Source organism: Bifidobacterium sp. ESL0822 (assembly GCF_052606675.1).
In genome coordinates this window covers 419603-446095 of sequence record NZ_CP199596.1, presented here as the reverse complement: position 1 = coordinate 446095, position 26493 = coordinate 419603, and the positions used below count along the sequence as shown (strand labels likewise).

General features: G+C 62.1%; 23 protein-coding genes and 1 tRNA gene. 5 read left to right on the top strand and 19 right to left on the bottom strand.

From position 1 onward, the window contains the following. Nucleotides 1–42: 42 nt before the first annotated feature. A tRNA-Leu gene (locus ACUIAF_RS01825) sits at nt 43–131 on the top strand. Between the two features lie 248 nt (nt 132–379). Then, entirely contained in the window at nt 380–1246 is an 867-nt protein-coding gene (locus ACUIAF_RS01820; protein WP_445338846.1) for a TrmH family RNA methyltransferase, read from the top strand. 272 nt (nt 1247–1518) lie between these two features. Here ACUIAF_RS01820 and ACUIAF_RS01815 read toward each other — a convergent pair whose 3' ends face one another. The 12 genes from ACUIAF_RS01815 to aroC all read right to left on the bottom strand — a co-directional run bounded on the left by ACUIAF_RS01815 (nt 1519) and on the right by aroC (nt 16904). After that, nucleotides 1519–2835 (bottom strand): uracil-xanthine permease family protein, encoded by a 1317-nt coding sequence (locus ACUIAF_RS01815; RefSeq protein ID WP_445338845.1) that lies wholly within the window; start codon nt 2833–2835, stop codon nt 1519–1521. A gap of 101 nt (nt 2836–2936) precedes the next feature. Then, complete coding sequence (locus ACUIAF_RS01810; protein ID WP_445338844.1) at nt 2937–3659, bottom strand: metal-sulfur cluster assembly factor; 723 nt, start codon at nt 3657–3659, stop codon at nt 2937–2939. Next, nucleotides 3656–4243, bottom strand: a complete 588-nt coding sequence (gene sufU, locus ACUIAF_RS01805; RefSeq protein WP_445338843.1) for a Fe-S cluster assembly sulfur transfer protein SufU — start codon at nt 4241–4243, stop codon at nt 3656–3658. The genes ACUIAF_RS01810 and sufU overlap by 4 nt, the downstream gene beginning before the upstream one ends. A 60-nt stretch (nt 4244–4303) precedes the next feature. Further along, complete coding sequence (locus ACUIAF_RS01800; RefSeq protein WP_445338842.1) at nt 4304–5578, bottom strand: SufS family cysteine desulfurase; 1275 nt, start codon at nt 5576–5578, stop codon at nt 4304–4306. A 21-nt stretch (nt 5579–5599) separates the two neighbouring features. Further along, nucleotides 5600–6379 carry a Fe-S cluster assembly ATPase SufC gene (gene sufC, locus ACUIAF_RS01795; RefSeq protein WP_015021901.1) on the bottom strand — a complete coding sequence of 260 codons (780 nt, stop codon included), beginning with the start codon at nt 6377–6379 and terminating at the stop codon, nt 5600–5602. A 1-nt stretch (nt 6380) separates the two neighbouring features. Next, nucleotides 6381–7607, bottom strand: a complete 1227-nt coding sequence (sufD, locus tag ACUIAF_RS01790; protein ID WP_198204234.1) for a Fe-S cluster assembly protein SufD — start codon at nt 7605–7607, stop codon at nt 6381–6383. Continuing rightward, nucleotides 7607–9061, bottom strand: a complete 1455-nt coding sequence (gene sufB, locus ACUIAF_RS01785) for a Fe-S cluster assembly protein SufB (RefSeq protein WP_081581024.1) — start codon at nt 9059–9061, stop codon at nt 7607–7609. Before sufB ends, sufD begins: the two co-directional genes overlap by 1 nt. Nucleotides 9062–9321: 260 nt before the next feature. Next, entirely contained in the window at nt 9322–10986 is a 1665-nt protein-coding gene (locus tag ACUIAF_RS01780) for a CTP synthase (RefSeq protein ID WP_015021904.1), read from the bottom strand. Between the two features lie 65 nt (nt 10987–11051). Continuing rightward, nucleotides 11052–13595, bottom strand: coding sequence for an excinuclease ABC subunit UvrA (locus tag ACUIAF_RS01775; protein WP_445338841.1), 2544 nt, complete (start codon nt 13593–13595; stop codon nt 11052–11054). Then, entirely contained in the window at nt 13592–14062 is a 471-nt protein-coding gene (gene aroQ / locus ACUIAF_RS01770) for a type II 3-dehydroquinate dehydratase (RefSeq protein WP_015021906.1), read from the bottom strand. Before aroQ ends, ACUIAF_RS01775 begins: the two co-directional genes overlap by 4 nt. 3 nt (nt 14063–14065) lie before the next feature. Next, nucleotides 14066–15697, bottom strand: a complete 1632-nt coding sequence (locus tag ACUIAF_RS01765; RefSeq protein WP_198204232.1) for a bifunctional shikimate kinase/3-dehydroquinate synthase — start codon at nt 15695–15697, stop codon at nt 14066–14068. Nucleotides 15698–15710: 13 nt separating this feature from the next. Further along, nucleotides 15711–16904 carry a chorismate synthase gene (gene aroC, locus ACUIAF_RS01760; RefSeq protein ID WP_445338840.1) on the bottom strand — a complete coding sequence of 398 codons (1194 nt, stop codon included), beginning with the start codon at nt 16902–16904 and terminating at the stop codon, nt 15711–15713. Between the two features lie 62 nt (nt 16905–16966). Here aroC and ACUIAF_RS01755 point away from each other — a divergent pair, with 62 nt between their 5' ends. Further along, nucleotides 16967–17443 (top strand): prepilin peptidase, encoded by a 477-nt coding sequence (locus ACUIAF_RS01755; RefSeq protein WP_015021909.1) that lies wholly within the window; start codon nt 16967–16969, stop codon nt 17441–17443. 49 nt (nt 17444–17492) lie between these two features. Here ACUIAF_RS01755 and mltG read toward each other — a convergent pair whose 3' ends face one another. The 7 genes from mltG to rpsD all read right to left on the bottom strand — a co-directional run bounded on the left by mltG (nt 17493) and on the right by rpsD (nt 24178). Then, the gene (mltG, locus tag ACUIAF_RS01750; protein ID WP_445338839.1) at nt 17493–18689 is read right to left on the bottom strand and encodes an endolytic transglycosylase MltG; all 1197 of its coding nucleotides are present in this window, start codon (nt 18687–18689) and stop codon (nt 17493–17495) included. Further along, the gene (gene ruvX, locus ACUIAF_RS01745) at nt 18690–19172 is read right to left on the bottom strand and encodes a Holliday junction resolvase RuvX (RefSeq protein WP_015021911.1); all 483 of its coding nucleotides are present in this window, start codon (nt 19170–19172) and stop codon (nt 18690–18692) included. It lies immediately after the preceding gene. 7 nt (nt 19173–19179) lie between these two features. Further along, on the bottom strand, nt 19180–21861 hold the full coding sequence (gene alaS, locus ACUIAF_RS01740) for an alanine--tRNA ligase (protein WP_445338838.1): 2682 nt from the start codon (nt 21859–21861) through the stop codon (nt 19180–19182). Nucleotides 21862–22027: 166 nt separating this feature from the next. Further along, nucleotides 22028–22267 carry a hypothetical protein gene (locus ACUIAF_RS01735; RefSeq protein ID WP_445338837.1) on the bottom strand — a complete coding sequence of 80 codons (240 nt, stop codon included), beginning with the start codon at nt 22265–22267 and terminating at the stop codon, nt 22028–22030. Next, on the bottom strand, nt 22267–22698 hold the full coding sequence (locus ACUIAF_RS01730) for a DUF948 domain-containing protein (protein ID WP_110417262.1): 432 nt from the start codon (nt 22696–22698) through the stop codon (nt 22267–22269). The genes ACUIAF_RS01735 and ACUIAF_RS01730 overlap by 1 nt, the downstream gene beginning before the upstream one ends. A 92-nt stretch (nt 22699–22790) precedes the next feature. Beyond that, nucleotides 22791–23459, bottom strand: coding sequence for a histidine phosphatase family protein (locus ACUIAF_RS01725; RefSeq protein ID WP_445338836.1), 669 nt, complete (start codon nt 23457–23459; stop codon nt 22791–22793). 92 nt (nt 23460–23551) lie between these two features. Continuing rightward, nucleotides 23552–24178 (bottom strand): 30S ribosomal protein S4, encoded by a 627-nt coding sequence (gene rpsD, locus ACUIAF_RS01720; RefSeq protein ID WP_015021916.1) that lies wholly within the window; start codon nt 24176–24178, stop codon nt 23552–23554. A gap of 318 nt (nt 24179–24496) precedes the next feature. Here rpsD and ACUIAF_RS01715 point away from each other — a divergent pair, with 318 nt between their 5' ends. Beyond that, nucleotides 24497–25183, top strand: a complete 687-nt coding sequence (locus ACUIAF_RS01715; protein ID WP_181415603.1) for a TetR/AcrR family transcriptional regulator — start codon at nt 24497–24499, stop codon at nt 25181–25183. Beyond that, nucleotides 25180–26457 carry an MFS transporter gene (locus ACUIAF_RS01710; protein WP_445338835.1) on the top strand — a complete coding sequence of 426 codons (1278 nt, stop codon included), beginning with the start codon at nt 25180–25182 and terminating at the stop codon, nt 26455–26457. The genes ACUIAF_RS01715 and ACUIAF_RS01710 overlap by 4 nt, the downstream gene beginning before the upstream one ends. The last annotated feature ends 36 nt before the right edge of the window (nt 26458–26493 follow it).

Genomic DNA, 26493 nt, shown 5'->3' with positions numbered 1-26493 from the left:
CGCCTTAGATGCTATGATTATCTCCGTTGCGATTACGCACCTGTCCGGGTGGCGGAATGGTAGACGCGCTAGCTTGAGGTGCTAGTGCCTATATATATACAGGCGTACGGGTTCAACTCCCGTTCCGGACACTCAATTCCCCCTCAAAGAGCCCACTTCCTTTCATATTTTCATAAATATACATATTTGTTGAAAATCAGAATCACATAGAGAATTAACTGATCTATGTATGGCTGGAATCGTTGTTTTTTGTGGATGCAGCTGATTAATACGGCTCTTTCTGACTTATTATTCCCGTTCTTCATCGGACATCATTCCGGCTTGGTTTTCGGTTGCGCCGCCTATGCTGTTACCAGGATCAAAAGGAGGAACGGCAGGCGTGCTTAAGGTGAGAATCGACTCCATCGAGGATGACAGAATCGAGGCCTACACCAGGCTGACCGAGCCGCAGCTGCGCAACCGCCTGGAACCCGCCAAGGGCCTGTTCATCGCCGAGTCCCCCAAAGTTATCTCCCGCGGCCTGGATGCCGGAGTTGAGCCGATCTCCTTCCTGGTTGAGGAACCTTGGCTGGATGGGATGCGCTCCATGTTCGACCAGGTGGATGCAGCCTTCGGACCGGACGTTCCCGTCTATGTGGCCAGCCCTGCACAGCTGAAGACCATCACCGGCTACCGGCTCCATCGAGGCGCGCTGGCCGCCATGCGACGCTGGCCTCTGCCCACTGTGGAGCAGATCTGCCGATCGGCAAGGCGGGTGGCCGTCATGGAGAACATTGTTGATCACACCAACATCGGCGCCCTGATGCGTTCCGCGGCAGCACTGCAGGTGGACGCGGTCCTGGTCACCCCCTCCTGCTCCGACCCCCTTTACCGCAGGGCCGCGCGTGTCTCCATGGGCACCGTCTTTCAGGTTCCGTGGACCAGAATCGGCGGCGACGACATCCACGCATGGCCCGACCAGGGTATGAAGCAGCTTCATGATCTGGGTTTCACCACGGCGGCCATGGCCCTGAACCGGGATGCCATCAGCCTGGATGAACTGGCCGAACGACTGGGTCCTGGGCATGACCAGATTGATCGTCTGGCTCTGATCTTCGGTACCGAAGGTGACGGGCTGAGCCACAGGACCATCGCCCGGGCGGACCTGACTGTGCGCATTCCCATGAGCCACGAGGTGGACAGCCTGAACGTGGCTGCCTCAAGCGCCGTGGCTTTCTACGCGACCAGACCCAAGCGTGCCAACTGAGTCTTGCTGGCTGACCAAGCCGGGCAACTGACCGATCAATCCAAATCAGCCAGTCAAGCAACCAACCAACAAAGCCAGCCAGCTGACCAAGCCAACGACTGAGCCCTATGAAATGTAGCAAATCCCTACTGCCCTCCGCCGCTTCGCCTCATAGCCGGGCACCTAATATAGGGGAACCATTGACATCAGGTGATTTTCTGCATCGAGCCAACCTTGACATCAGACATCTTCAAGTATCAGACAACCGCGAAAGACGAATGCCCTCGACGCAATCAGCTCTGCTGTGAGACGGCCTGCGAATCCTCATGAATATAATCGTCCGGATCGATGGTTCCCCGCCAACGACCAATGGCCTTGAGACCGTGGTACATGACCAGCGTGGCGACCGAGCCGATGGCGATACCGTTGAAGCTGACTCCGGCCACCGCGAAGGTGAAGTCGGCGATGCCCACGATCATGACGACGGCGCCAACGGTCATGTTGACGGACTTGCCGAAGTCCACCTTGTTCTCCACCCAGATTCGGATGCCAAGCATGCCGATCATGCCATAGAGCATGGTGGTGACCCCGCCCAGAACGCCGGTGGGGATGGTGTTGATGACGGCCCCGAACTTGGGGCAAAGGGAGAGCAGGAAGGCGAAGATTGCAGCACACCAGTAGGCGGCCGTGGAGTAGACCTTGGTGGCGGCCATGACGCCGATGTTCTCCGCGTAGGTGGTGGTGCCCGAGCCTCCGCCCAACCCGGCCAGAGTGGTGCCCAGTCCGTCGGCCATCAGGGCTGTTCCGATCTGATCGTCATAATCGCGACCGGTCATCAGGGCCACCGACTTGACGTGACCGATGTTCTCGGCCACCAGGACCAGCACCACGGGGATGAACATGGCCAGGACGGAGGGGTCGGCCTGAGGAGTGTGGAAGTGAGGCAGACCGAACCAGGCAGCCTTTTCCACCGCTGCGAAATCTACCTGACCCTGGGTGACCGCGAAGATGTATCCGACGATGACTCCCAGAAGGATGTTGAGACGGCCAATCAGACCCTTGAAGAGGACCGCTATCAACATGACGGCCACCAGGGTGACCAGTGCGGTCAGCGGGGCCGACTTGAAGTTCTTCCAGGCCGAGGGGGCCAGGTTGAAGCCGATGATGGCGACGATGGCACCGTTGACCACCGGGGGCATGATCATATCGATCCATCGCGAACCTGCGAAGTGGACGATCAGACCAATTAGGAAGAGCAGGGCGCCGGTGACCATGATCCCGAAGGAGGCCACAGCCAGACCCTTGTGGGCGGTGGTCACTGCCAGGACCGGGGCGATGAAGCCGAAGGAGCTGCCCAGGTAGGAAGGCAGGCGGTTGCGGTTGATCAGCAGGAAGAGGGCCGTGGACATGGCCGTGAAGAAGAGGGTGGTGGAGGGGTCGAATCCAGTCAGAATGGGAACCAGGAAAGTGGAGCCGAACATGGCGATGACATGCTGTGCACCGATGCCAGCCGTACGTGGCCATGTGAGTCGCTCATCGGGTTCCACCACTTCGCCCGGAGCCAATGTTTTCCCGTCGCCGTGCAGTTTCCAGCCCATGGACAATGCCATTTCACTGTGCTTTCTCTCGTGCGCCGTGCCGGTCACGGCGGACCGGAATCATCAGTATATTCACATGGGAGGACCCGAAACCACCTACCGGGCGGATGGTCTCACTGATAGGTGGGCATGTTCTCGAAGTTGAAGCCGATGGCGGCCAATTGTTCACGACCCTCAGGGGTGATCATGTCCAGGGTCCAACGTGGCGACCAGGTCCAATCGATGCGGAACTCCTCGACCAGGCCCGCCAGGACGCTGGCACACTGATCCTCGATCAGGTCAGTCAACGGGCAGGCCGGCGTGGTCAGGGTCATGGTGATGATGGCCCGTCCCAGTTCGTCGATTTCAATGCCATAGACCAAGCCCAGATCGACAACATCAATACCCAGCTCGGGATCGATGACCTGGTGCAGGGCCTCCCTGACATCCTCTGCAGTGGCCCGGCCGATGTCGTCAACTGCCTTCAGAGGGATGGCCTCCTCAGCAGCAGCCTCGGCATCAGCTGCATTCTGATCCGCAGGCTTCTCACCATTGGTGGCTGACGCACTTTCCGCGGATTCTACATTCGAACCCTGTCCAGCCGACGCACCTTCAGTGGAAGCTTCAGGGGTAGCTGCGTCAATAGGCTTATCGTCAGACTTGGCCGAATCGGACTTCTTATCCTCCCGGCCATCGACCTTACGCATGGAAGTGCCCTCGGCCGATTTCAGAACCGTCTCCGCGCCCAGGGGATTGCTGGCCAGAGCCTGCGCCGTGCCAGGATCGCTAATGGCCCTGCCCACCGAGGCCAGGATGGAGTCCTGGGGTTCGGGTACCAGATTCGTATTGCCGCTCATACCTGCTCCACCTTCTCACCTTTGTCGCCCACTCGCCCAGCTGACAGGGCCTGGGCCACCGAGGCCTTCATGCCTTCCCAGCCCAGCAGAGCGCACTTGATTCGCATGGGGTACTTGGACACACCCTGGAAGACCATGGCATCGCCAAGAGCATCCTCGGCTTGCTCATCCTCAAGTCCAGCTCCGCGAGATTCCATGAGCCTGCGGAAGTCAGCAGCCAGGTCCATGGCATGATCAACGGTCTGCCCCTGGACCAGATCCACCATGATGGACAGACTGGCCTGGCTGATGGAACAACCCGAACCCTGCCAGACGATTCGCTGGATGAGGTCGGGGCCGCCCTGCTCGCCAGGCGCCACTTCCACATGGATGGTGGCCTGGTCCCCGCAGGTGGGATTGAACTGATGGGACTCGGCAGCCAGGCAGGCCTCGTGCTCCACCCGGATGGTCACGCCGTCGCCATCGGAGTCTCCTCCCCCATCAGCCTGATCCCCTACGCGCCCGTGAGGATCACGGGCTGCGTCCAGAATCACCTCCTGGTACATCTGCTCCAGTTCTTCGTCATCCATCCCGAAATCCGCCATGTCCTTAAACCTACCAGTAAGTCTTTGCTAAAACCGTCAATGTGCCGCCGGTGAAGACCCTCAGCCCACTTTGAAGAAGCTGCGGACACCGGAGACGGCATCCAGCAGGGCATCCGTGTCGGCCACAGTATTGTAGACGCCGGTAGAGGCCCGGTTGGAGGCCATCAGGCCAAAGTGACGATGCACCGGCTGAGCGCAGTGGTGCCCCACGCGGATGGCAATGCCGCGTGAATCCACGTACTGGCCTACGTCGTGGGGATGGACTCCCTGAACGTCGAAGGCGACCGTGCCGATCCGGTCCTCTGGTGTGGTCGGACCTAGGATGCGCACTCCGTCCAAATCCCCCAGCCTCAACAGACCGGCGGTGATGGCCTTCTCATGTTCGGCCACCTTATCCATGCCCAAATCCATCAGCCAATCGGCGGCTACTCCGGCCCCGATCATCTGTGCCACCGGCTGTGTGCCGGCCTCGAACCGAGCCGGGGGATCCATATAGCTGGCAGGACGATCCAGATAGGCCAACTCCACCATGGAACCGCCGAATGATGCCGGAGGCAGGGCCTCCAGGAGCTCCCTACGGCCATAGAGGAATCCCACACCGGTCGGGCCATACATCTTGTGGGCGCTCCAAGCAGCGAAGTCCACATCCATGGCGTGCAGATCGACAGGCAGATGAGGCACCGACTGGCAAACGTCCAGCACCACCAGGGCGCCCACCTGATGGGCACGGCGGACGATGGGCTTTATGTCGGTGATGGCACCGGTCACATTGCTGACGTGGGTGACGGCGACCACCTTGGTGCGCTCGGTAATGACCTGGTCGGCGGTATCGGCCAGAACACGGCCCTCCGGATCCAGATCGAAATACCTGAGGACTGCTCCGGTCCGGTAGCAGAGCTCCTGGAAGGGCAGGAGGACCGAGTGGTGCTCGGCCTTGCTGACCACCACTTCATCGCCAGGCTTCAGGGCGAATCGACGTGCCGCCTTCCCACCGCGACCCAGGCTGGCGTTGCCGAAGGCCGTGGCCAGCAGGTTCAGTGCGGCCGTGGCACCGGCGGTGACCACAATCTCCTCACCGCCCTCTTGGCCCTCTGCCCCTACCAGGGCGGCCACACGGGAGCGGGCGTGCTCGAAGGCCATGGTGCTGCGGGCTGCCAGCTCATGGGCACCCCGGTGCACCCCGGCGTTGTCCTTCAAGTAGAAGTCCCGAACGGCATCGATGACCGCCAGGGGCTTCTGGGCAGTGGCAGCCGAGTCCAAGTAGACCAGAGGGTGTCCATGTACCTGCTGGTCCAGAATCGGAAACTGCTGGCGAATACTGTCATCGATGACCATTGCGGACCTCTTCTCTCATCCTCAGGCCAGGGCCGATTCCGAGTCGGCGCCCTCGGGCAGGTACTGGTCATACCCGGTCTCCTCCAGGGTGTCGGCCAGCTCGGGGCCACCGGTCTTCACAAAGCGGCCGTCGGCGAAGACGTGGACGATATCAGGCTTGATGTACTTGAGGATCCTGGTGTAGTGGGTGACCATGAGCACGCCCATGCCGGTGTTCTCCTTGGCCCTGTTGACACCTTCCGAGACGATGCGCAAGGCATCAACGTCCAGTCCGGAATCAGTTTCGTCCAGGACGGCGAACTTGGGCTTGAGCAGCTCCAGCTGCAGGACCTCGGCGCGCTTCTTCTCACCGCCGGAGAAGCCCTCGTTGACCGAGCGCTGGGCGAACTTGGGATCCATGCGCAGCCGCTTCATGGCCTCATTCAGATCCTTGGTCCACTGGCGGATGGCCGGGGCCTTGCCGTCGACCTCGGTCTTGGCGGTACGCAGGAAATTGGTCATGGATACGCCAGGCACCTCGACCGGGTACTGCATGGCCAGGAAGAGTCCGGCCTTGGCCCGCTCGTCCGGGGTCATCTTGAGCAGATCCCGCCCATCCAGCAGGGCCTGGCCCGAGTCGACCTCATACTTGGGATGGCCGGCCAGGGTGTAGGCCAGGGTGGACTTGCCCGAACCGTTGGGCCCCATGATGGCGTGGGTCTCACCGGAGTGGACGGTCAGCGTGGCTCCCTTGAGGATCTGCTTGCGACCCTCCTTGGTCTCCACCGAGACGTGCAGATCCTTGATTTCCAATGTGGACATGTCAGTTCTCCTCCAAAACGTGCTGCATCTCTTGATCCTCGCCGGCCGCCAGCCTGCGGTCGATGACCCCCATCAGGTGCCCGGAGACGCTGGGGACGTCGATCTCCTCCACCAGTTCGCCGAAGAAGCCGCGAACCACCAGCTTGCGGGCCTCCTGTTCGGGAATGCCACGGGACTGCAGGTAGAAGAGCTCCTCATCGTCGAAGCGTCCGACCGAGCTTGCATGGCCTGCCCCGATGATGTCGCCGTTCTCGATCTCCAGGTTGGGCTCGGAATCGGCGATGGCCCCAGGGGTGAGCACCAGGTTCCGGTTGAGCTCATAGGAGTCGGTTCCAGGCGCCGTGGGCTGAATGAGCGCGTTGCCCACCCAGGTGGTGTGCGCGCCGATTCCGTCCAGGGCCCCCTTGTAGACCACACGGGACTTGCAATTGGGATGGTTGTGCACCACCATGGTTCGATGCTCCATGTGCTGGCCGGGATCGACGAAGTAGATGCCCAGCATGTTCAGGTCACCCTGCTCGCCGCCGAAGTCCTGGTCCATGCGCAGCCGCACGACGTCTCCACCCAGACTGACCACGGAGTGACGCAGGGAGGCCTCGGCACCCAGGTGAATGCGGTGGTTGCCGATATGCTTGCTGCCCTTGTCCCACTCCTGAATGAAGGTGGTCGACATCTGCGAATTGTCACCGATGTCGATTTCAACACCCTCAGCCAGACGTGCCTGGCCCTGGTGCTCGACCACCAGATCGGCCTTGGTGCCCGCTTCGGCCTTGATCACCAGGTGGAAAGCATCCAGATCGAGGCCGCCACCGTTGACACGGACCAGCACAGGCTGATCCAGCGTGCCCTTGAGGTTGACCACAGTCGCCTGCCTGCCGCTCGCCCACTCCACAGCTGCCGCTCGGTCGCTGGGCTTGAGGACGGTGCCGCAGGGAGCCTGATTCATGGGAATCCGGCTGAAGCTGACCTGATCTGTGGGCGGTTCGGACCCGTCGATCATGGTGACTGAGACCTTGGTCAGACCGCTGGGCTTGAAGACAGCGAAGAACTCCTCCATCCGGTCGATGGGGGTGAACCGCCAGTCATCCTGCTTGCGGGTAGGCATGGGGAAGTCATCAGGGTTGAAGGAACGTGGCTCCTTGTCGGCACTGGACGGCATAGTGGCCGGGAAAGCGTAGGGATCCTTTGGATCCGCATGCGGAATGGTTATTTCGCTGTTTTGTGACATCAGCCTACCGAACCCTCCATCTGCAATTCGACCAAGCGGTTAAGCTCCAACGCGTACTCCATGGGCAGCTGCCGGGAAATGGGCTCCACGAACCCGCGCACGATCATGCCCATGGCCTCCTTCTCCTCCAGGCCGCGGCTCATCAGATAGAAGAGCTGGTCCTCGGAGACCTTGGAGACGGTGGCCTCGTGGGCCATGGAGACGTCGTCCTCGCGAACATCCACGTGCGGGTAGGTATCCGAGCGGGAGTAGTCGTCCACCAGCAAGGCGTCACAGACCACCGAGGAGGAGGACTTCTCGGCGCCTTTGATGATCTTGACCAGGCCCCGGTATGCGGCCCTTCCCCCGTTGCGGGAGATGGACTTGGAGACGATGGTGGATGAGGTATGGGGTGCCAGGTGAATCATCTTGGCGCCCGTGTCCTGATACTGCCCCTTGCCGGCGAAGCCCAGGGAAAGGGTCTCGGCCTTGGCGTAGGGCTCGGCCAGGATGCAGGCCGGATATTTCATGGTCGCCTTGGACCCGATGTTGCCGTCCACCCACTCCATGGTGCCGCCCTCGCGCACATAGGCGCGCTGGGTGACCAGGTTGTAGACGTTGTTGGACCAGTTCTGGACCGTAGTGTAGCGCACACGGGCGTGGGGCTCGACCACAATCTCCACGTTGGCCGCGTGCAAAGAGTCAGTGGAGTAAATGGGTGCTGTGCAGCCCTCCACATAGTGGACGTAGGAACCCTCGTCGGCAATGATCAGCGTGCGCTCAAACTGGCCCATGTTGGGTGTGTTGATACGGAAGTAGGCCTGCAGGGGGATGTCCACATGGACTCCCTTGGGCACATAGACGAAGGATCCGCCCGACCAGGCCGCCGTGTTCAGTGCGGCGAACTTGTTGTCGTCCGGGGGGATGACCGTGGCGAAGTACTTACGGAAGAGGTCCGGGTACTCTTTCAAGGCCGTGTCCGTATCCAGGAAGATGACCCCTTGTTTGCGCAAGTCATCGCGGATGGAGTTGTAGATGACCTCGGACTCGTACTGGGCGGCAACACCGGAGACCAGCCGCTTCTTCTCAGCCTCGGGGATGCCCAGCCGGTCATAGGTGGTGCGGATGTCGTCGGGCAGGTCCTTCCAGTCCTTGGCCTGCTCCTTCAGGGGCTTGACATAGTACTTGAAGTCGTCGGCATCGAACCCGCTTAAATCCACGCCCCACTTGGGCATGGGCTTTTCCATGAAGGCCCGATAGCCCTTGAGACGCATCTGCAGCATCCAATCAGGCTCGCCCTTGTCGGCCGAGATGGCCCGGACCACGTCCTCATCAATGCCCTTGTGGGCGTTGCGCCCGGCATCATCGGAGTCGTGCCAGCCATAGGTATAGTCGCCGAACTCGGAGATGATCTGGTCGTCTTTTTTGATTTTTTCTTCGTTGACGCGGGAGCGGTCGGCCACGTACTGGCTCATTTCCACATCCCGCGATGTGTCTGTCCGCTGCGAGGTGCTGTCCACGAGCTGAGACCTCCTAACACACGCACGGCCGCCATATGCGGCCGTTCACACCATTACAGGATAACCGGGACGGTAGTGAACCGCCAGACCTGGGCTTACGCTCTCTAAGGAATCCAGCCCGCCCTCTTGACAAAAGCACCGATACGGACAATCGCCCGCCTCCCATAAGAGGGAAACGGGCGATCATGGTCAACGTTTTTGAAAAGGGATTGACCTCAGGCGGCCTCCTGGCCTCCGTGCTCCAGGCTGGCCTTGACCAGGCCGGCGAAGAGGGGGTGCGGCTTGGTGGGCCGGGACTTGAACTCCGGGTGGGCCTGGGTGCCCACATAGAAGGGGTGCTGGTCCTGGGAGAGCTCCACGAACTCGGTCAGCTGCCCGTCCGGGCTGGTGCCCGAGATGTGCAGGCCGGCCTTGTCCAGCCGCTCCTTGTAGGCCACGTTGACCTCGTAGCGGTGGCGGTGACGCTCGGAGATCTCGGTGGAGCCATAGAGCCGGGCCACCAGGGAATCGGGCTTGAGCACTGCCGGGTAGGCGCCCAGCCGCATGGTGTGGCCCATGTCGCCGTGGCCGGCCACGATGTCCTTCTGCTCCTCCATGGTGGCGATGACCGGGTTCTCGCAGTCAGGCTCGAACTCCGAGGAGTTGGCATCCTCCAGCCCCAGGACGTGGCGGGCGAACTCGATGACCATGGACTGCAGACCCAGGCAGAGACCCAGTGCGGGCAGGCCGGTCTCGCGGGCGTAGCGCAGGGCGCCGATCTTGCCCTCGATGCCACGGATGCCGAAGCCGCCGGGGACCACGATGCCGTCCACGCCCTCCAGGGCCTTGCGGGCGCCGTCCATGGTCTCGCAGGTATCGGCGGCCACCAGCTTGACCTGGACCTGGGACCGGTTGGCGAAGCCGCCGGCCTTCAGCGCCTCGATGACCGACAGGTAGGCGTCAGGCAGGTCGATGTACTTGCCCACGATGGCGATGGCCACCTTGGTCCGGGGGTTGTGGACCCTGTCCAGCAGATCCTCCCACTCATTCCAGTCGACATCGTGGAAGGGCAGCTCCAGCTTGCGCACCACATAGGCGTCCAGACCCTCCTTGTAGAGGATCTTGGGTACGTCATAGATGCTGGGAGCATCAACACAGTTGACCACGCCCTCGGCATCCACGTCGCACATCAGGGAAATCTTGTCCTTGATGGCCTGGTTGAGCGGCCGGTCGGAGCGCAGCACCAAGGCGTCAGGGGCAATGCCCAGCTGGCGCAGGGCCATGACCGAGTGCTGAGTGGGCTTGGTCTTGAGCTCGTGGGCGGCGGCCACGTAGGGAACCAGGGAGACGTGGACGAACATGCAGTTGTCCGGGCCGATGTCCCGACGAACCTCGCGGGCAGCCTCCATGAAGGGCTGGGACTCGATGTCGCCCACAGTCCCGCCGATCTCGGTAATGATCACGTCCACGTCGTCACTGGCCTGGGCCCGCATGCGGCTCTTGATCTCGTTGGTCACGTGGGGAATGACCTGGACGCACTGGCCCAGGTACTCCCCCGCCCGCTCCTTGCGCAGAACGGACTGGTAAATCTGACCAGTGGTCACGTTGGCCTTCTGGGAGAGGAAGACGTCGGTGAAACGCTCGTAGTGGCCGATGTCCAGATCGGTTTCGGCCCCATCCTCGGTCACGTAGACCTCGCCGTGTTGGAAGGGGTTCATGGTCCCCGGATCGACGTTGATATAGGGATCCAGCTTCTGTTGAAGAACGCGGATTCCGCGGCTTCTCAGCAGTCGGCCCAGAGAGGATGCGGTCAGTCCCTTGCCCAGTGAAGAGACCACGCCGCCGGTGACGAAAATGTGTTTGGTGATATGCCCTTGCGAATTTCCATGTTCTCTGACCATGGAACTTCAGCCTATCAGCCAGGAGCGACCAGAAGCCGGCCAACACTCGAGGAAGCGGGACTGATTCAGGGACGGCTCAGATGCAGGTGGTCGGCCAGGTGGCGGCCGGTCACCGAATCCGGGTTGCGGGCCACGGATTCAGGGTCGCCCTGGGCCACGATTCTTCCGCCCCGGTCGCCGCCTCCCGGGCCCATATCGACCACATGGTCGGCGTTGGCGATCATGTCCAGATCGTGCTCGATGAAGATCACCGTGGCCCCCTTGCCGACCAGGCGCTCCAGCACTCCAATCAGGACACGCACATCCAAGGGATGCAGGCCTGTGGTGGGCTCGTCCAGGACGAACATGGAGCCGTTCTGCCTGCGGCCCAATTCGTTGGACAGCTTCAGCCGCTGGGCCTCCCCGCCAGAAAGCGAAGGGGTATCCTCCCCCAGGGTCAGGTAGTCCAGGCCCAGATCCTTCAGGGTCTGCAGGCCTCGACGGATGGCCGTGTACTCGCGGCCATGCGCGAAGACCTCCAAGGCCCGGCCCACCTCCATGGCCAGCAGATCGGGCAGGCTCAAAGGCTCCGAATGGGCCGGCGTGGACAGACGGTAGTGCTCGGCCTCCGGACGGTACCGCCGACCATGGCAGCTCGGGCAGGTGATCGGAATGTCGGGCAGGAACTGTACATCCAGGCTGATCTGGCCTGTTCCGTCGCACTGGGGGCAGCGCAGGGATCCGGTGTTGTATGAGAATGCCGAGATGCCCAGCTTGTCCTTTTTCGCCTGGTCAGTAGCCGCGAAGAGACGGCGCAACCGGTCCATCAGCCCCGAGTAGGTGGCCACCGTGGAGCGCACGTTGATGCCGATGGGCGAGGAGTCCACCAGGCGAACCCGGTCGATGCCGGCCGGGTCCAGGCTGCGCACATGTTTGGGCATGGGATCGCCCTGGATACGGGCTTGCAGGGCGGGGACCAGGGACTCCAGGATCATGGTGGTCTTGCCGGAACCGGATACGCCGGTCACTGCTGTCATGCATCCACGAGGAATGGCCAAATCCAGCGGGTGGACCGTGTGAATGGATCCTGCCTGCATACGGATCCACTCATTCTCTGCAGGCATGGGATGCCGATCGCGTACCAAAACGGGCTCGCGTCCATCCAAAAACCCGGCAATGCGCGAGTCAGGGACGGCGGCAATCCGCTTAGGGGCTCCCTGGGCCAGGATCCTGCCGCCGCGCTCGCCTGCTCCGGGACCCATTTCGATCAGATAGTCGGCTGATTGCAAAACCTTGACGTCGTGGTCGACGAAAACCACTGAGTTACCGTCGGCCAGCAGGTCGCGCATGACCCCTATCAGCCCCTCCAGGTTGGCAGGATGCAGGCCGGTCGAAGGCTCGTCCAGCACATAGAGCACGCCTGTGGTTTCATTGCGCACAGCCCTGGCCAGCTGGGCCCGCTGCCGCTCACCTGTGGATAGTGATGCGCTGGAGCGGTCCAGGGTCAGGTAGCTCAGTCCCAGCTGCATCAACCGCCTGCCCATTTCGTCCAGGGTCTTGCAGAGGGCCGATGCCATAGGCCGCATAGGTTCGGGCAATGTGGGCGGCAGTCTCCGACCCCAGTCCAGCACCTTATCCAGGGGCCAGGAGGTGACCTCGGCCAGATTGTCCCCGTTGATCTCGGGCAGACGCGCCCGTTGGTTGAGCCGGGTGCCCTTGCAGTCCGGGCAGGTCCGTTCGGTCAGGAACTTGGCCACCTTGGCCAGGCGCTTGTCGTCGTTGGCCCTCTTGAGCTCCTCGGTCACGGTCAACCGTGCGTTCCGGAAGGTGAAGTCCAGCTCATGGACCCCCTTGACCGAGGTGATGGTGATGTGCTTCTTTTCAGCCGGGCCCTCGAAGACGATCTTCCGCTCCCGATTGGTCAGATTCCGCCAAGGTACGTCGGTGCGGACTCCGAACTCGCGCACGATGTCGGGCTGGACGTTGAAGCCGAAGGTCCGCCAGGGCACCACGGCCCCTTGGTCGATGGTCAGGCTGTCATCGGGAACCAGGGTGGCGTCGTCCACCTCGCGCACGGTCCCGGTCCCCTGGCAGGTAGGACAGGCTCCCAGTGAGTTGAAGGCCAGTTCCTCGGCGCTGGGAGGCTCCACTTTAGCGCCGCAGATCGGGCAGGTGATGGGGATCTCGGCCGCCACTGCCAGGGTGGGCTCCTGGCGATGGCCATTGGGGCAGACATGGCTGGCCAGCCGGGAGAACATCAGCCTGAGCACGTTGAGCAGCTCGGTGGCAGTGCCGAAGGTGGATCGCATGCCGCCCACTCCCGGCCGCTGGCGCAGAGCTAAAGCCGGCGGCAGGAAACGCACCGACTCCACCTGGGGACGTTGGGCCTGGGTCATCCGCCTCCTGGTGTAGGTGGACAGGGATTCCAGGTAGCGCCGGGAGCCCTCGGCATAGAGGACCCCCAGAGCCAGGGAGGACTTGCCGGAGCCCGAGACCCCGGCGATGCCCACCAGGTGATTCAAAGGAATGTCGACATCCAGGTTGCGCAGGTTGTGGACCCGGGCGCCGCGGACAAGGATGGCCTTGGGCGGTGCGGAGAGTTCCTTGCTGGTCTCTCCGCTGTCGCTCATGCGGTCTCCAGCAGGTGGGCCACAGCTTCCAGGGCCAGCCGGTAACCGTAGAAGCCCATGCCGGTGATGGTGCCGGTAGCCACCGGCGAGATGACACTGCGTCGGCGGAAGGCCTCCCTGGACGAGGGATTGGAAATATGGACCTCCATCAGCGGCAACCCTGCCTGGGTGACCTGGACGGCGGCATCGGCAAGGCCATAACTGTAGTGGGTGAAGGCGGCCGGGTTGAGCACCACCGCGCTACCCTGGTCCACGGCCTGATGCATCCAGCGGATGACCTGACCCTCGTCGTCCGATTGCAGCACCTGAGCATCCAGACCCAGCTGCTGACCCCAGTGTTCGCAGTCACGGGTCAGCGCCGCCAGATCCTGACGACCGTAGACCTCAGGGTCGCGCACACCCAGCCGACCCAGGTTGGGTCCGTTGACCACCAGAACCTTCTGCCTGCCCTTGTCGGCATCCGCCATCTGTCAATCCTCCTTGCGTATGGCCTGGAAGGCCTCCTTGATCGCCGAGACCGGCGGGTCGTCCAGGTGGGTGGGTTTGCCCAAACCGTCAAGAATGATAAATCGCAACTTGTTGCCACGGGCCTTTTTGTCCCGATGCATGAGGGCCAGCACCTGGTCGAAGTCTCCCCCATTCCACCAGGTCCTCAGTCCCAGGGAGGAAAGAAGCCGCCGGTGGTAGTCGACCGCCCCCTGATCCAGATGGCCGGTGATCCTGGCCAGCTCTGCTGCGAAGACCATGCCCACAGACACGGCCTGACCATGCCGCCAGGTGAAGTGTTCAATCTTCTCGATGGCGTGTCCCAAGGTATGGCCGTAGTTGAGGAACTCCCGCAAGCCGGACTCCTTGAGATCCACCGAGACGTGCCGGGCCTTGACCTCGACGGTGCGTTCGATCAGATCCTGGACCACGGTGCCCAACCACTGGTCGGACTCTCCTCCGTTGAAGGCACGCAGGGAGTCAGCCCGCTCCTCCAGCTCGCGCAGGATACCTCCGTCCATGATGAATCCGGACTTGGCCACCTCGCCCAGACCCTCCACAAAGATTTCATTGGGCAGTGTCCGCAGAGTCCGCAGATCAGCCAGGACGCCGACAGGGGTATAGAAGCTGCCAACCAGATTCTTGCCCTGCTCCAGGTTGATGCCGGTTTTGCCTCCGGTGGAGGCATCCACCATGGCCAGCAGGGAGGTGGGGCAATTCACATAGCGGATGCCCCGCATCCAGGTGGCGGCGATGAACCCTGCTTGGTCCGTAGCCGCTCCCCCGCCAAGTCCCACGACCGCGTCGGAGCGGGTGAAGCCCTCGGTGGCCAGGCGCTCCCAGATACCCTGGCTGACCCGGATGGTCTTGCCGGCCTCCGCGTCGGGAATGGTCAGATCCACCACCTGATACCCTGCCTGGCGAAGCAGGGCCCGGGCATGGTCGGAATGGCGCTGGACCGGCTGGGTATGAATCAGGGCCACCCGCATGGTCTGGTCGCCAAGCAGTTCGTGCAGTCGTCCGGTCACCCCAGCGCCGATTCTCACATCGTAGGGGTCTGGACCGCTGACGTGTACCACCCGCTCAGTCAAGGCATCGGCCAGACGTCGGGCCAGAGCACGGGGGGTGGTGTTCCTGGATTTGAGGGTGATGGTGGCCAGTTCCTGGTAGACGCTGCGGCGCTCACGATAGAGAGCCATCCAACGTTCCGATGCGCCGCCGCGCAGAAGGGGCCGATGATCCGACAGTGCCGCCCGGCTCATCCCCTCCTCGGGATCGATCTGCAGGTAGACCACAGCACCGCCTGCCCGCCGATAGTCCTGCAATGCCTGGAAGACCTCGGTGCTCATGGGGGCTCCTCCTCCCAGGGACAGGATGCCGCCGGGAAAATCCTTCAGGAGGTTCAGGACCGCCCTGGTCTCCATACCCCGGAAAGCCTGTTCGCCCTGAGTATCGAAGATTTCGCTGACCGATCGGCCTGCTTCCTCCTCAATACACTGGTCCGTATCCCGGAAGTCCGCCTTGATAAGGGCGGCCGTCTCCCTGCCCAGCCTGGTCTTACCCGCACCGGGCATGCCGATGATGACGGCCTTGGGCATGCTGCTGCTTTCAATCATGCGATCACGCCCATCACCGCAGATGCTCGGGCCAGGACTGTAGGTAGGCCTGGGCGTTGCGCCGAACCTCGTCGAGCGAGTCTCCGCCGAACTTCTCCAAGGCGAATCGCGCCAGGGTCAGATTCATCATGGCTTCGCCGATCACCGCGGCGGCAGGCACAGCGGTCACGTCGGAACGCTGATGGATGGCCTGGGCTGGGAGGCCCGTGGCCACATCCACCGTGCGCAGGGCCCGCGGCACCGAGGAGATGGGCTTCATAGCGGCCCTCACCCTGATGGGTTGCCCATTTGAGGTGCCACCCTCCAGGCCGCCTGCATGGTTGCTGAGTCTGCGGATGACGCCGTCGGGACCGGGCTCCATCTCGTCATGGGCCTGTGATCCGGGACGACCAGCCTCGCTGAATCCATCGCCGATCTCCACGCCCTTGATAGCCTGAATGCCCATGAAAGCACCGGCCAGGGCCGCATCCAGACGCCGGTCGTCTTCCACATAGGTGCCCAGGCCTGCTGGCACACCATACGCGATGACCTCGAAGACCCCACCGGCGGTATCGCCGTCCTTCTTGATCTGGTCGATCCTGGCCATCATCCGCTTCTCGGCATCCTTGTCCAGGGTCCTGACCGGTGATGCGTCCAGGGCTGGTCCGTCCTCAGGGCCGGGCGTGACCTCATGACCCTCCAGGCCGACCCCGGCTATGGAAATGACATGGGAGACGGTTCTTATGCCCAGAGCCTGCTGCAGGAAGTCGGCGGCCACCGAGCCCAGGGCCACCCTGGAGGCGGTCTCCCTGGCAGAGGAGCGTTCCAGTACCGGGCGCGCATCCGTAAACCCATACTTGCGCATGCCGGTCAGATCAGCGTGGCCGGGCCTGGGCCTGGTCAGGGGGGCGTTGCGACCAGTCGCCGGCGGCTCCTGATCGGTGGGCAGTTCGTCCACGCTCATGATCCGCTCCCACTTGGGCCATTCGGTGTTGCCGATCTCGATGGCCACCGGTGAGCCGAGCGTCCGTCCATGCCTGACCCCGGTCAGCAGACGTACCTTGTCCTGCTCAAAGCCCATCCTGGCCCCGCGGCCATAGCCCAGCCGACGACGGGCCAGGGCCGATTCGATGTCCTTAGTGGACACGGCAACCCCGGCGGGCAGACCCTCCATCATGGCCACCAGGGCCTCTCCATGGGATTCCCCTGCCGTCTGCCAGCGCAACATATTCAAGCTCCTCGTTTGTTCCTCGTTTGCCATGTTAGGGCTACGTATGATTATCTTAGAAGATGGTCTACCTCATCCCAGCGCCGGGATTGCTGACCGCCCTCCTCCTGGCCCTGATCGACATCCGTTCCCGGCGAGTCCCGCGTCTTTTGGTGCTCTTGGGACTGGTCCTGCAGACCATAACGCTGCTGGTCTTTTCGCTGATCCAGGGTCAGCCGAAGCTGCTCGTCCAGTGCCTGCTGCTGACCCTGGCTTCTGCAGGCCTTCAGTTTCTGCTGGCCCTGGTCCGACCCGGCGCCCTGGGACTGGGCGACGTGACGTCCACGGGTCTGGTCGCCCTGAGCCTGTCAGTTCTCGGGTGGACAACCATCCTGGTCTGGTGGCTGATGATGGGGCTGCTGGGACTGGTCGCCCTTGCTCTGGTCTGGTTGGCTCGTAGCCGCATACCACCCGACAGAACACACAACCCTCTCTCGCTGGCCTATGTCCCGGTCATCCTCGTCGCGGCGCTAGTGGCCTTGATCATTGATGTCCTCTAGGACCGACAGGCCTCTAAAGTCACTGGCAATGGAGATTCCATGAAAAGCGCTACTGGCTCTGCTCGTTGTGCTGAGCCTCCCAGGCCTTGTATTCCTTGACATCGCGGTTGAACTGATCCTGATTGTCGCTGAACCTGGTCTCTCCCGTGTCCATATTGACGGTCACAAAATAGAGCCAGTCGCCCGACTCAGGGTGCATGACCGCCTGGATGGCCTCATCTCCAGGACTGCCGATGGGACCTGGGGGCAGACCCTGGTGGACCCTGGTGTTGTAGGGGTCATCGGCGTTCTGCAGCATGGCGTCGGTCAGCTTCAAGGCGGAGACATTGTTGGAGTATGCCACGGTGCTGTCCATGCCCAGGGGCATCCCCTTGGCCAATCGGTTTTCGATGACCCGGGCCACCTTGCTGTAGTATTCCGACCTGTTGACCTCGGCCTCGGTGATGGATGCCGTGTTGAGAATGGTCTGCCGATCCTGGCCTCCGGGGACGCCCAACTGGTCCAGGTGCTCGATCCGCTTGGAGACCAGATTGGTCAGGATGGCCTTGGCCGACCCGGCCTTCCGCACGTCGTACTCGCCAGGCTGCAACCATCCCTCGAAGTTACCCTGTGCTTCCTGGGGTAGGATGCCCTCGCCCTTGGCTTGAATCAGGGCATCGAATTCGCTCTGCGGAACCCCGGAAAGCTGGACGGCCCGGGTAACCACATCACGGACCCGCTCGCCGGCCCGTACCTGCAGGAAGCCTCCGGCCTTGCTGCTGTCGGTCAGAATAGCCACCACATCCGAGGCCTTCATCCGCAGACGCAGATCGAAGGTGCCGGGCAGAAGCCTGGATTCGGACTGTGTGCTGGCGATGGCATGCAGGAAGGCAGCCGTGGACTTGACCACCCCGGCCTTGACCAGATTGGCACCCACCTGATCCGCCCCCTGGCCGCTCTCGACCGTGAACTCCAGAGATTGTCCGCCGGGGCCTGGATAGTCTGGGGCAACCTCCTTGGTGGCTACAATCCTGGGGGTGCCATGGCGCAGCCCTCTTACCAGTATCGCCATGCAGGATGAGGCAAGCACAACAGCCAAGACGATGATGACAATCATGATCTGTTTGCGACGTTTGCGTCTTTCACGCCGACGGCGCATCTCACGGCGCGAACGAGGAGGACGAGGCGGCATAGCGGACACCGGGGCCTGCCCATCGGCCATCCACTGAACCTTGTCCTGGAAGAACTCCTGCATGTCGTCGGCCAATTAGCACTCCTTGTCGGCACGTTGGTCGTCCAGGGCCGACTGCAACAGCACAACAGCGGACTGCTGATCGACCACGGGACGATGTCTTCGCCCGTCCACGCGGGCATCATAGAGCTGACGATGGGCGCTGACAGTCGTCAGTCGTTCGTCTCGCAATACTACACTGGGCACTTGCCCAGGGGCAATGTCCGCATCCTGTGCAGCCTCCTGCAGACGGCCAGTCAGGGCACGCACCCAACGGGCCGCCTTTTTGGCGCTTCGACCAGCCTGGCCACTCAGGAGCAGGGGGTGTCCGACTACGACCCTGGACACACACTTGTCCATAATAAGGTCTTCCACCGGGTCCAGGGCTTGAAAGTAGTCGCCCTGAACCCTGATGTTGCCAGCGGGAAAGGCCAGGGTCAGCTCCGGGTCCGACAGGGCAAGACCCACCCTGGCTTCACCAAGATCCACCCCCAGCCACACGGCTGTCTGTGATCCCACGGGAAGCTCAGCCTTCTTGGACCTGAGCACTCAGGGCTTTCAAGGCCTGATCGATGGCCGAAGCATCCTGGCCGCCGCCCTGGGCAAAGTCAGGCTTGCCACCGCCGCCGCCTCCCAGGACCTTGGAGGCCGTCCTGACCAGGTCGCCGGCCCTGAGACCGCGGTCACGGGCAGCCTGGTTGGTGGCTACGAAGATGACAGGCTTCTCATCCTCGCTGACACCGGCCAGTGCGACCACAACCGGGTACTCCTCGCCCATCCGGGCCCGCAGGTCGGTCACGGTCTTGCGCAAGGCATCGACCGTGCCGAAATGCCCCATGTTCCTGGATGCGATCTTGACCTCGCCCGGGGCATGCAGGGCCTGATTGGCCAGTTCAGGCACAGCCTGGGCCATCTGCTGCTCATAGGTGGCCGCCAGTCGGCGGTCGGACTCCTTGAGCTTGGCCAGCAGGGCCGAAATCCTGGACTCAAGCTCGTCAGGGCGGGCGTTGAGCTTGTCGGAAAGCTGAGAGACCAGGGCGTGCTCACGGGCGTTGTATTCGTAGGCCCCCTGGCCCACCACGGCATCCACACGACGAACGCCGGTGCCCACCGAGGCCTCGGACATGATGGAGACCGCGCCGATTTTGCCCACGTGGTCCACGTGGGTTCCCCCGCAGAGCTCCCGGCTCCAGCCGTCCTCGCCGATGGAGACCACACGGACCACGTCGCCGTACTTCTCTCCGAACAGGTGCATGGCTCCCAGGGCGATGGCGTCGTCGTACTTCATCTCCTGCGCGGTCACGGCCAGGTTGTCCCGCAGGCGGTCGTTGACACGGGATTCCACCGCATCCATGGCCTGGCGGCTGGGGGCTTGCGACCACTGGAAGTCGAAACGCAGCCTGTTGGGTGCATCCTCGGAACCGCGCTGCGTGGCCTGGGGACCCAGTTCCTCTCGCAGAGCCTTGTGGACCATGTGCGTGGCGGTGTGCGAGCGGGCGATGGCGCCGCGCCGGTTCCGGTCGATGGTGGCCGTGACCTTGGCCTGCAGGATCAGCGTTCCTTCAGTCAGCCGGCAGCGGTGGATGGTCAGCCCTTTGATGGGCTTTTGCACGTCGTCCACCTCCAGGACGGCTCCATCGTCGGTCAATATCTCACCCTGGTCGGCCAGCTGGCCGCCGGCCTCGGCGTAGAAGGGCGAGCGGTCCAGAATAACCTCAACCTGAGCAGGTGCCTTGACAGCCGGAACCGCCCCCTTGCCCTCCTCTATGATACCCAGGACGGTCGAGCGGCTGGAGAAGTCGGTGTAGCCCAGGAAGACCTGAGGCTCGTCCAGACTCTTGCGCATATCGTCGTAGACACTCAGATCGACGTTGTGCCGCTTCTTCATGGCATCGGCGCGGGCCCTGGACTTCTGCTCATTCATGAGCTTTCGGAACTCGTCCTGGTCCACCTTGACACCCTGCTCGGCAGCCATCTCCAGGGTCAGCTCGATGGGGAAGCCGTAAGTGTCATGCAGGGTGAAGGCATCCTTGCCCGAAACCTCGGGGTCGCCCTTCCCGCTCTTGGCCTTGTTGACGGCCGTATCCAAAATGGTGGTCCCCTTGTCCAGGGTCCGGCGGAAGGCCAGCTCCTCGCCATAGGCCGATTCCGCCACCTCGGAGAAGGTGTCGTTGAGCTCTGGGTAGCTGGGAGCCATGGCCTCCTTGGAGACCGGGAAGAGCTGGGGCAGAACCTCCTGGTCCACGCCCAGCATCTTCATGGAGCGGATGGTCCGGCGCAGCAGACGGCGCAGCACATAGCCACGGCCGACGTTGCTGGGACGGACACCGTCGCTCATGATCATCAAAGCCGAGCGAACATGGTCTGCCACCACACGGAAGCGCACGTCATCCTGGGCGTCATCGCCGTAGTGCCGGCCGGACAGACCCTCGGCCGCCTGGATGACGGGATAGACCTCGTCGGTCTCGTAGATGTTCTGCTTGCCCTGAAGCAGGTAGGCCAGGCGCTCCAATCCGGCGCCGGTATCGATGTTCTTGTGCTCCAGCTCGCCCACGATGTGCAGGTCGGTCTTGGAGCGGACGTTGTCCACCTCATAGTTTTCGAAGACCAGATCCCATATTTCGATGTATCGGTTCTCATCGGCCGAGGGGCCGCCCTCCTTGCCATAGGCAGGCCCGCGATCCACATAGATCTCGGAGCAGGGGCCTCCGGGGCCGGGGCCGCCGGTGGTCCAGAAGTTGTCCTCCATGCCCAGGATTTCCATGTGCTCGGGGTCGAAGCCCTCGTTCTTCCACAGGGAGCGGGCCTCGTCATCATCGGTATATGTGGTCACCCAGATTGTATCGGGATCGAAGCCGTAGCCGCCCTGGTCCTGGGGCTTGGTCAGCAGGTCCCAGGCGTAGTGGATGGCCTCCTCCTTGAAGTAGTCTCCAAAGGAGAAGTTGCCCAGCATCTGGAAGAAGGTGCCGTGACGGGTGGTCTTGCCCACCTCATCGATGTCCAGGGTGCGCACGCACTTCTGGTTGCTTGCCATCCGGCTCTTGGGCGGGGTCTGCTCCCCCAGCAGATAGGGGATGAAGGGGACCATGCCGGCGATGGTGAAGAGCGTGGTGGGATTGGGCGAGATCAGGGAGGCGGAGGGAACCACCAGATGATCCTTGCCCTGGAAATAATCGAGGAAACGCTTGGCGATTTCCGATGTGCGCATGCTGCTTCTGCTCCTTCAGACCCGGTGAACGCCGACGGGATTACGGGTTGTCCAAATGACTCGGTTGTCCGGGGCGCGAACAAGTTGCCCGCACTCCGGACTCATAGCTGAATATGGTGATTTTACACCGGTCAGGCGCATCTGTCCTGGCCTGTCCGCCCCAGGCTCAGCCCTGGAAACGGTCCAGATAGCGGCGGTCCAGCTCGTCCTGCCGCTCCTGCATTGTCTGGGTGAACTGACGCACCAGTCCGGCCAGGGTCCGGGAGGCCACCTGGTCCTGGTCCTCACCCAGTACGAATTCCCTCGCACCCTTGGGGGTATTGGCCCTCACATAGGCCTCGGCCTTGGTCACCAGGACCACGCCTGCTGTGACGCCCAGTCCCAGCCAGAAGATCCGTTTGAACATCAGCGGGTCCTCCCCTCGTTCCCCTGGCCGTCATTGGTCTTTTCCGCTGTGGAGGACTTGGATTTGGCGCTCTCGCGGCCTCCTGAAAGGAATGACGAGATCGTCTTGCGCAGGGCGTAGAAGAAAGCCGCCACTTTGATGACCGGCTTGCCCAGCATCGATCCGTACAGGTCGGTCAGGGCGCCGACGTTGCCTGCCGTGGTTGAGGCCGCTGCGGAGATGCGATTGACGTCAGTCAGGGTCTGATTGAGCTGGGTGACCGTGCTGGTGGACTCGTCCAGGGTGGGCACGACATGGTCACCCGTCTGCTTGATGGTCTGCGCCAGCTGATCGAAGAGCTTCCCCAGACGAATCAGGGGATAGATCAGAAACCCCGCCAGGATAGCGAAGGCAATGGCCGCTATCAGGCCGGCAATCTGTCCTACGTCCATCTGCTACCTCTCTTCCATTGGTACGATACTGGGGACAACGCTAGCACGCGCCGTCTATCAGGCCAGGCCATGAACGGCCGGTTGAAGTCCGTTCAGCTGTTGAAGGACCGAACCTGCAAGGCCCGCTCGAAGGGGGCCTCCGTATCGAAGTCGAATATGGTGACACTTCCGTTGCTTGGGCGGATGCTGGTGTCGTAACGCCCGCCGCCGAAGCGGTTGACCAGACTGAGCAGGGTGTTGCCGTGCGAGATCAGCAGGACGCAGTCATCATTCTTCAGGTGCTGGTCAGCGGCAATCATAACGAATCCGCCGGCAATCCGAGTCCAGTACTCGCTGTCGGACTCGGCATCGCCGAAGGGATCGGCCTCCTTGAGGAAGTCCCTGGTGGCGGCCAGACCAAACTGGTCCACAATCTGCTGGTAGGTGCCTGCTCCATGGGGCGCTCCTGCGGCCCACCAGGCCATGGACATGTCCTGCCCCTCGAAGTAGCCGTAGAACTGCTCTCGAAAGTGGCTGTCGCTGATCGGTTCGGGCTTCTTCCCCGACTGGTTCTGGGCCAGGATCCTGCGGACTGTCTCCTGGGCTCGGGTGGTATCCGAACAGTAAGCGGCCGCAAAACTCACCTTGCTCAATTTACGACCCGCACGGTCGGCATCCTCCAGCCCCGATGAAGTCAGGGGCGAGTTGGACCAGCCCTGAAGACGGTTGTAGCGATTGAAATAGGTCTGTCCATGGCGGACAGCATACAGATGGAGCAACATGCCCCTATTATCCCACCCACACCCCAGCAAGGGCGGCAGATCCTGGCACGCAAAGGGCCCCGGACGAACCGGGGCCCCAAAGTCGCAGGTGATCAGCGAGCGTAGAACTCGACCACGTACTGGATGTTGATCTGAACCGGAATCTCTTCGGGCTCAGGCTTACGGACCAGGCTGGCCTTCAGGGAGGCCAGGTCCACGTCCAGGTAGCCGGGGACTGCGGGCAGCACATCCCGGTGGACGCCTTCAGCGGCGATCTGGAAAGGCACCATGGTCTGGCTCTTGGGCTTGACCTGAATGGTCTGGCCTGGCTTGACCCTGTATGAGGGTCGGTCCACGATGTTGCCGTCGACCAGGATGTGGCGGTGGACCACATACTGACGGGCCTGGGCTGTGGTGCGGGCGATGCCGGCGCGCAGGACCAGGTTGTCCAGGCGGCACTCCAGCTCGCGAAGCATGGCGGCACCGGTCTGGCCGGACTCGTGGGTGCCACGCTCATAGGCGGCACGCAGCTGCTTTTCGGAGACGCCGTACTGGGCGCGCAGCCTCTGCTTCTCGCGCAGACGGACGGCGTAGTCGGACTCGGTGCGACGGCGGCTGCGGCCGTGCTCGCCGGGGCCGTAGGGGCGCTTCTCGAACAGGCGCTGGGCCTTGGGGGTCAGGGCGATGCCCAGAGCGCGGGACAGGCGAACCTGGCGACGCGCACGCTGAATGTTGGTCATTGATGCAATCCTTACTTGCTTCTGTCGTTATCTGAACGAAGACGGCCGGAACCGTCGAGTCAGGCCTCTCCAATGCTTCACCGTGCCAAGCACGAACGACCTTGCGGCCGCCGACCCATTGACGGGCTGAGACTCCAGATAGGCCCGCGCACAAATGCGCAAACCAAGTGTTTATTAAACCACATGTGCCCGACCTGCGGGGACGAGTATGTTGTGATATATTCATACCAACGGTCGGTATGTTATTTAATCAAGGATGACCAACTTCCCCAACCGATCAGCGACGACTCGTTTCGGCAAACTGAAAGGAAGGCCAGCATGGCCCGCAATGCGCATCCCGAGTTGACGCAGGAGCGAATCATCAAAGCCGCGACCGAGCTCTTCACCAGCCAAGGTTACGACAAGACCAGCATGCAGGACATCATCGATGCGACCGCAGGCTTGAGCAAGGGAGCCGTCTACCATCACTTCCGGTCCAAGGAAGACCTCTTCGACGCCGTGGCCAATAGGCTGATGAAGACCATGAGCGAGGCGACCGACAAGACTCAAACCCAGACGGAACAGGGCACGGCCTTGGAGCAGCTGCAGTCGCTCTTCTCCCCTGAGCGAGCGCGAAAGAGGCTGGAGGCTGCGGATCTGATGTTCAGCAAATTCAACCCAAAGGCCAATCCCAAGATGATCGGAATGGAATTCATCGCCTTGGTGGATGAGAGAGACGACTTTGTCGACCTATTCAACCAGGGCAATCAGGACGGTTCACTGCATGTGGACCATGTCGAACAAACCGCGGAGATCTTCCGCCTGCTGACCAACATGTGGCTGCTGCCCTTCTTTCGCCGGGGCACGCAGACGGAGCTTCGCACCAGAGCCGCTTGCTTTTTCTCGATCATGCGGGGCCTGGGCATCCCCCTGCAGGACCAGGGATTCTCCGACCTACTGGCCTCCTTCGGCACCAATGCCAAGGGCAACAACAAGGAAAAGACTGAAAGCGAAGGCAGCAGATGAACCCGCCCGCTCACGACCAAACCTCAAGCATGGACCACTCCAAGGGCAAGGGGCTGCTGACACTGCCGTTCATTGCTCTTCTGACGACTGAGATTCTCTCCAATCTAGGGCAAACATGCTTGGTCTTCGCCCTTCCGCTTCACCTGCTCAACATCTCAGGATCGGCATCCCTCTATGGCATGGTCTCTGCTCTGGCGGTCCTTCCATCCATACTCCTGACCCCCCTGGGCGGAGCTCTGGCCGACCGGCTGCACAAGCAGTCCACCATGGCGGTGCTGGACATTCTGTCAGCATTGACCGCCTTCTTGTACATCCTGATAAGCCAGAAGATCGACCCGGTTTTTTTGACCGTGGCCTGCATGATGCTGGTCAATGCCTACCGAGCCTGTTACAGCCCAACGGTGCAGGCGGCCCTTCACTGTCTGGTGGACAGAAAAGACCTGACCCGCGCATCAGCCCTGGTTTCCCAGGCAATCTCCCTGGTAGGAATGATCGGACCAGTAGTGGCCGGCATGGTCATGGGCTTCTTCGGAATCATGCAAGTGGTCGGGGTTGCCGCTTTGGTCTGTCTTCTTTCTGCCGTCTGGATCAGAATCGCCGTCAGGATTCCCGAACCGGCGCAGGGTCCCTCCCAAGGCCCAGGAGCACTGGTGAGCCATCTGGCTGCGGACACCAAAGCGGCTGCACAGTTTCTGGTCAGGCACAGCAACCTCAAAGTGGTCATAGGACTCAGCCTGGCGGCCAACCTGATCTTTGCCTCGTACATCAACGTGGCCCTTCCATATACGATCACTCGGACACTGGGTCTGAGCAATGCCATGCAGGGGCTGGCCGAAGGGATACTGGCCTGCGGGAGCCTGCTTGGAGCCATCTTGGTGTCCATCCGCCCTAGCTGGTTCTATCTGCAACGGATACCCTTGCTGCTCTCGGGCAGCGCACTGGTCCTCCTGCCCATTGCCGCAGGGCTGCTTCTGCATTTGCCTGCTCATGTCCTCTTCGCCCTGGTAACCGGGTGCATGGCTCTGGCTGCGGGAATGGTGCAGACTGTCAACATCACTTCCATGTCCTATGAGCAGATTCATACCCCTGCAATGCTGATAGGCAAAGTAATAGGGCTGACCAACAGTCTATGCATGTGCGCGATTCCGCTGGGACAGGCCGCCTTCGGCCCGCTGATCGACCACTGCCCCATGACCTTGATCATCACTGGTGTTGTCATGGTGACACTGCTGACATGTCTGATTGCCAGACTGGCCATGAAGCCGGATGAATGATCAACGAGGTGAAGGCCTTTTGAATGCCGCGCCGGC

What these genes read in the sequence shown, in the direction of transcription:
- ACUIAF_RS01815 (WP_445338845.1), bottom strand. Translation starts at nt 2,835, where the DNA reads ATGGCATTGTCCATGGGCTGGAAACTGCACGGCGACGGGAAAACATTG.
- ACUIAF_RS01810 (WP_445338844.1), bottom strand. Translation starts at nt 3,659, where the DNA reads ATGAGCGGCAATACGAATCTGGTACCCGAACCCCAGGACTCCATCCTG.
- sufU (WP_445338843.1), bottom strand. Translation starts at nt 4,243, where the DNA reads ATGGCGGATTTCGGGATGGATGACGAAGAACTGGAGCAGATGTACCAG.
- ACUIAF_RS01800 (WP_445338842.1), bottom strand. Translation starts at nt 5,578, where the DNA reads ATGGTCATCGATGACAGTATTCGCCAGCAGTTTCCGATTCTGGACCAG.
- sufC (WP_015021901.1), bottom strand. Translation starts at nt 6,379, where the DNA reads ATGTCCACATTGGAAATCAAGGATCTGCACGTCTCGGTGGAGACCAAG.
- sufD (WP_198204234.1), bottom strand. Translation starts at nt 7,607, where the DNA reads ATGTCACAAAACAGCGAAATAACCATTCCGCATGCGGATCCAAAGGAT.
- sufB (WP_081581024.1), bottom strand. Translation starts at nt 9,061, where the DNA reads ATGAGCCAGTACGTGGCCGACCGCTCCCGCGTCAACGAAGAAAAAATC.
- ACUIAF_RS01780 (WP_015021904.1), bottom strand. Translation starts at nt 10,986, where the DNA reads ATGGTCAGAGAACATGGAAATTCGCAAGGGCATATCACCAAACACATT.
- ACUIAF_RS01775 (WP_445338841.1), bottom strand. Translation starts at nt 13,595, where the DNA reads ATGAGCGACAGCGGAGAGACCAGCAAGGAACTCTCCGCACCGCCCAAG.
- aroQ (WP_015021906.1), bottom strand. Translation starts at nt 14,062, where the DNA reads ATGGCGGATGCCGACAAGGGCAGGCAGAAGGTTCTGGTGGTCAACGGA.
- ACUIAF_RS01765 (WP_198204232.1), bottom strand. Translation starts at nt 15,697, where the DNA reads ATGATTGAAAGCAGCAGCATGCCCAAGGCCGTCATCATCGGCATGCCC.
- aroC (WP_445338840.1), bottom strand. Translation starts at nt 16,904, where the DNA reads ATGTTGCGCTGGCAGACGGCAGGGGAATCCCATGGAGAGGCCCTGGTG.
- ACUIAF_RS01755 (WP_015021909.1), top strand. Translation starts at nt 16,967, where the DNA reads ATGGTCTACCTCATCCCAGCGCCGGGATTGCTGACCGCCCTCCTCCTG.
- alaS (WP_445338838.1), bottom strand. Translation starts at nt 21,861, where the DNA reads ATGCGCACATCGGAAATCGCCAAGCGTTTCCTCGATTATTTCCAGGGC.
- ACUIAF_RS01735 (WP_445338837.1), bottom strand. Translation starts at nt 22,267, where the DNA reads ATGTTCAAACGGATCTTCTGGCTGGGACTGGGCGTCACAGCAGGCGTG.
- ACUIAF_RS01730 (WP_110417262.1), bottom strand. Translation starts at nt 22,698, where the DNA reads ATGGACGTAGGACAGATTGCCGGCCTGATAGCGGCCATTGCCTTCGCT.
- ACUIAF_RS01725 (WP_445338836.1), bottom strand. Translation starts at nt 23,459, where the DNA reads ATGTTGCTCCATCTGTATGCTGTCCGCCATGGACAGACCTATTTCAAT.
- rpsD (WP_015021916.1), bottom strand. Translation starts at nt 24,178, where the DNA reads ATGACCAACATTCAGCGTGCGCGTCGCCAGGTTCGCCTGTCCCGCGCT.
- ACUIAF_RS01715 (WP_181415603.1), top strand. Translation starts at nt 24,497, where the DNA reads ATGGCCCGCAATGCGCATCCCGAGTTGACGCAGGAGCGAATCATCAAA.
- ACUIAF_RS01710 (WP_445338835.1), top strand. Translation starts at nt 25,180, where the DNA reads ATGAACCCGCCCGCTCACGACCAAACCTCAAGCATGGACCACTCCAAG.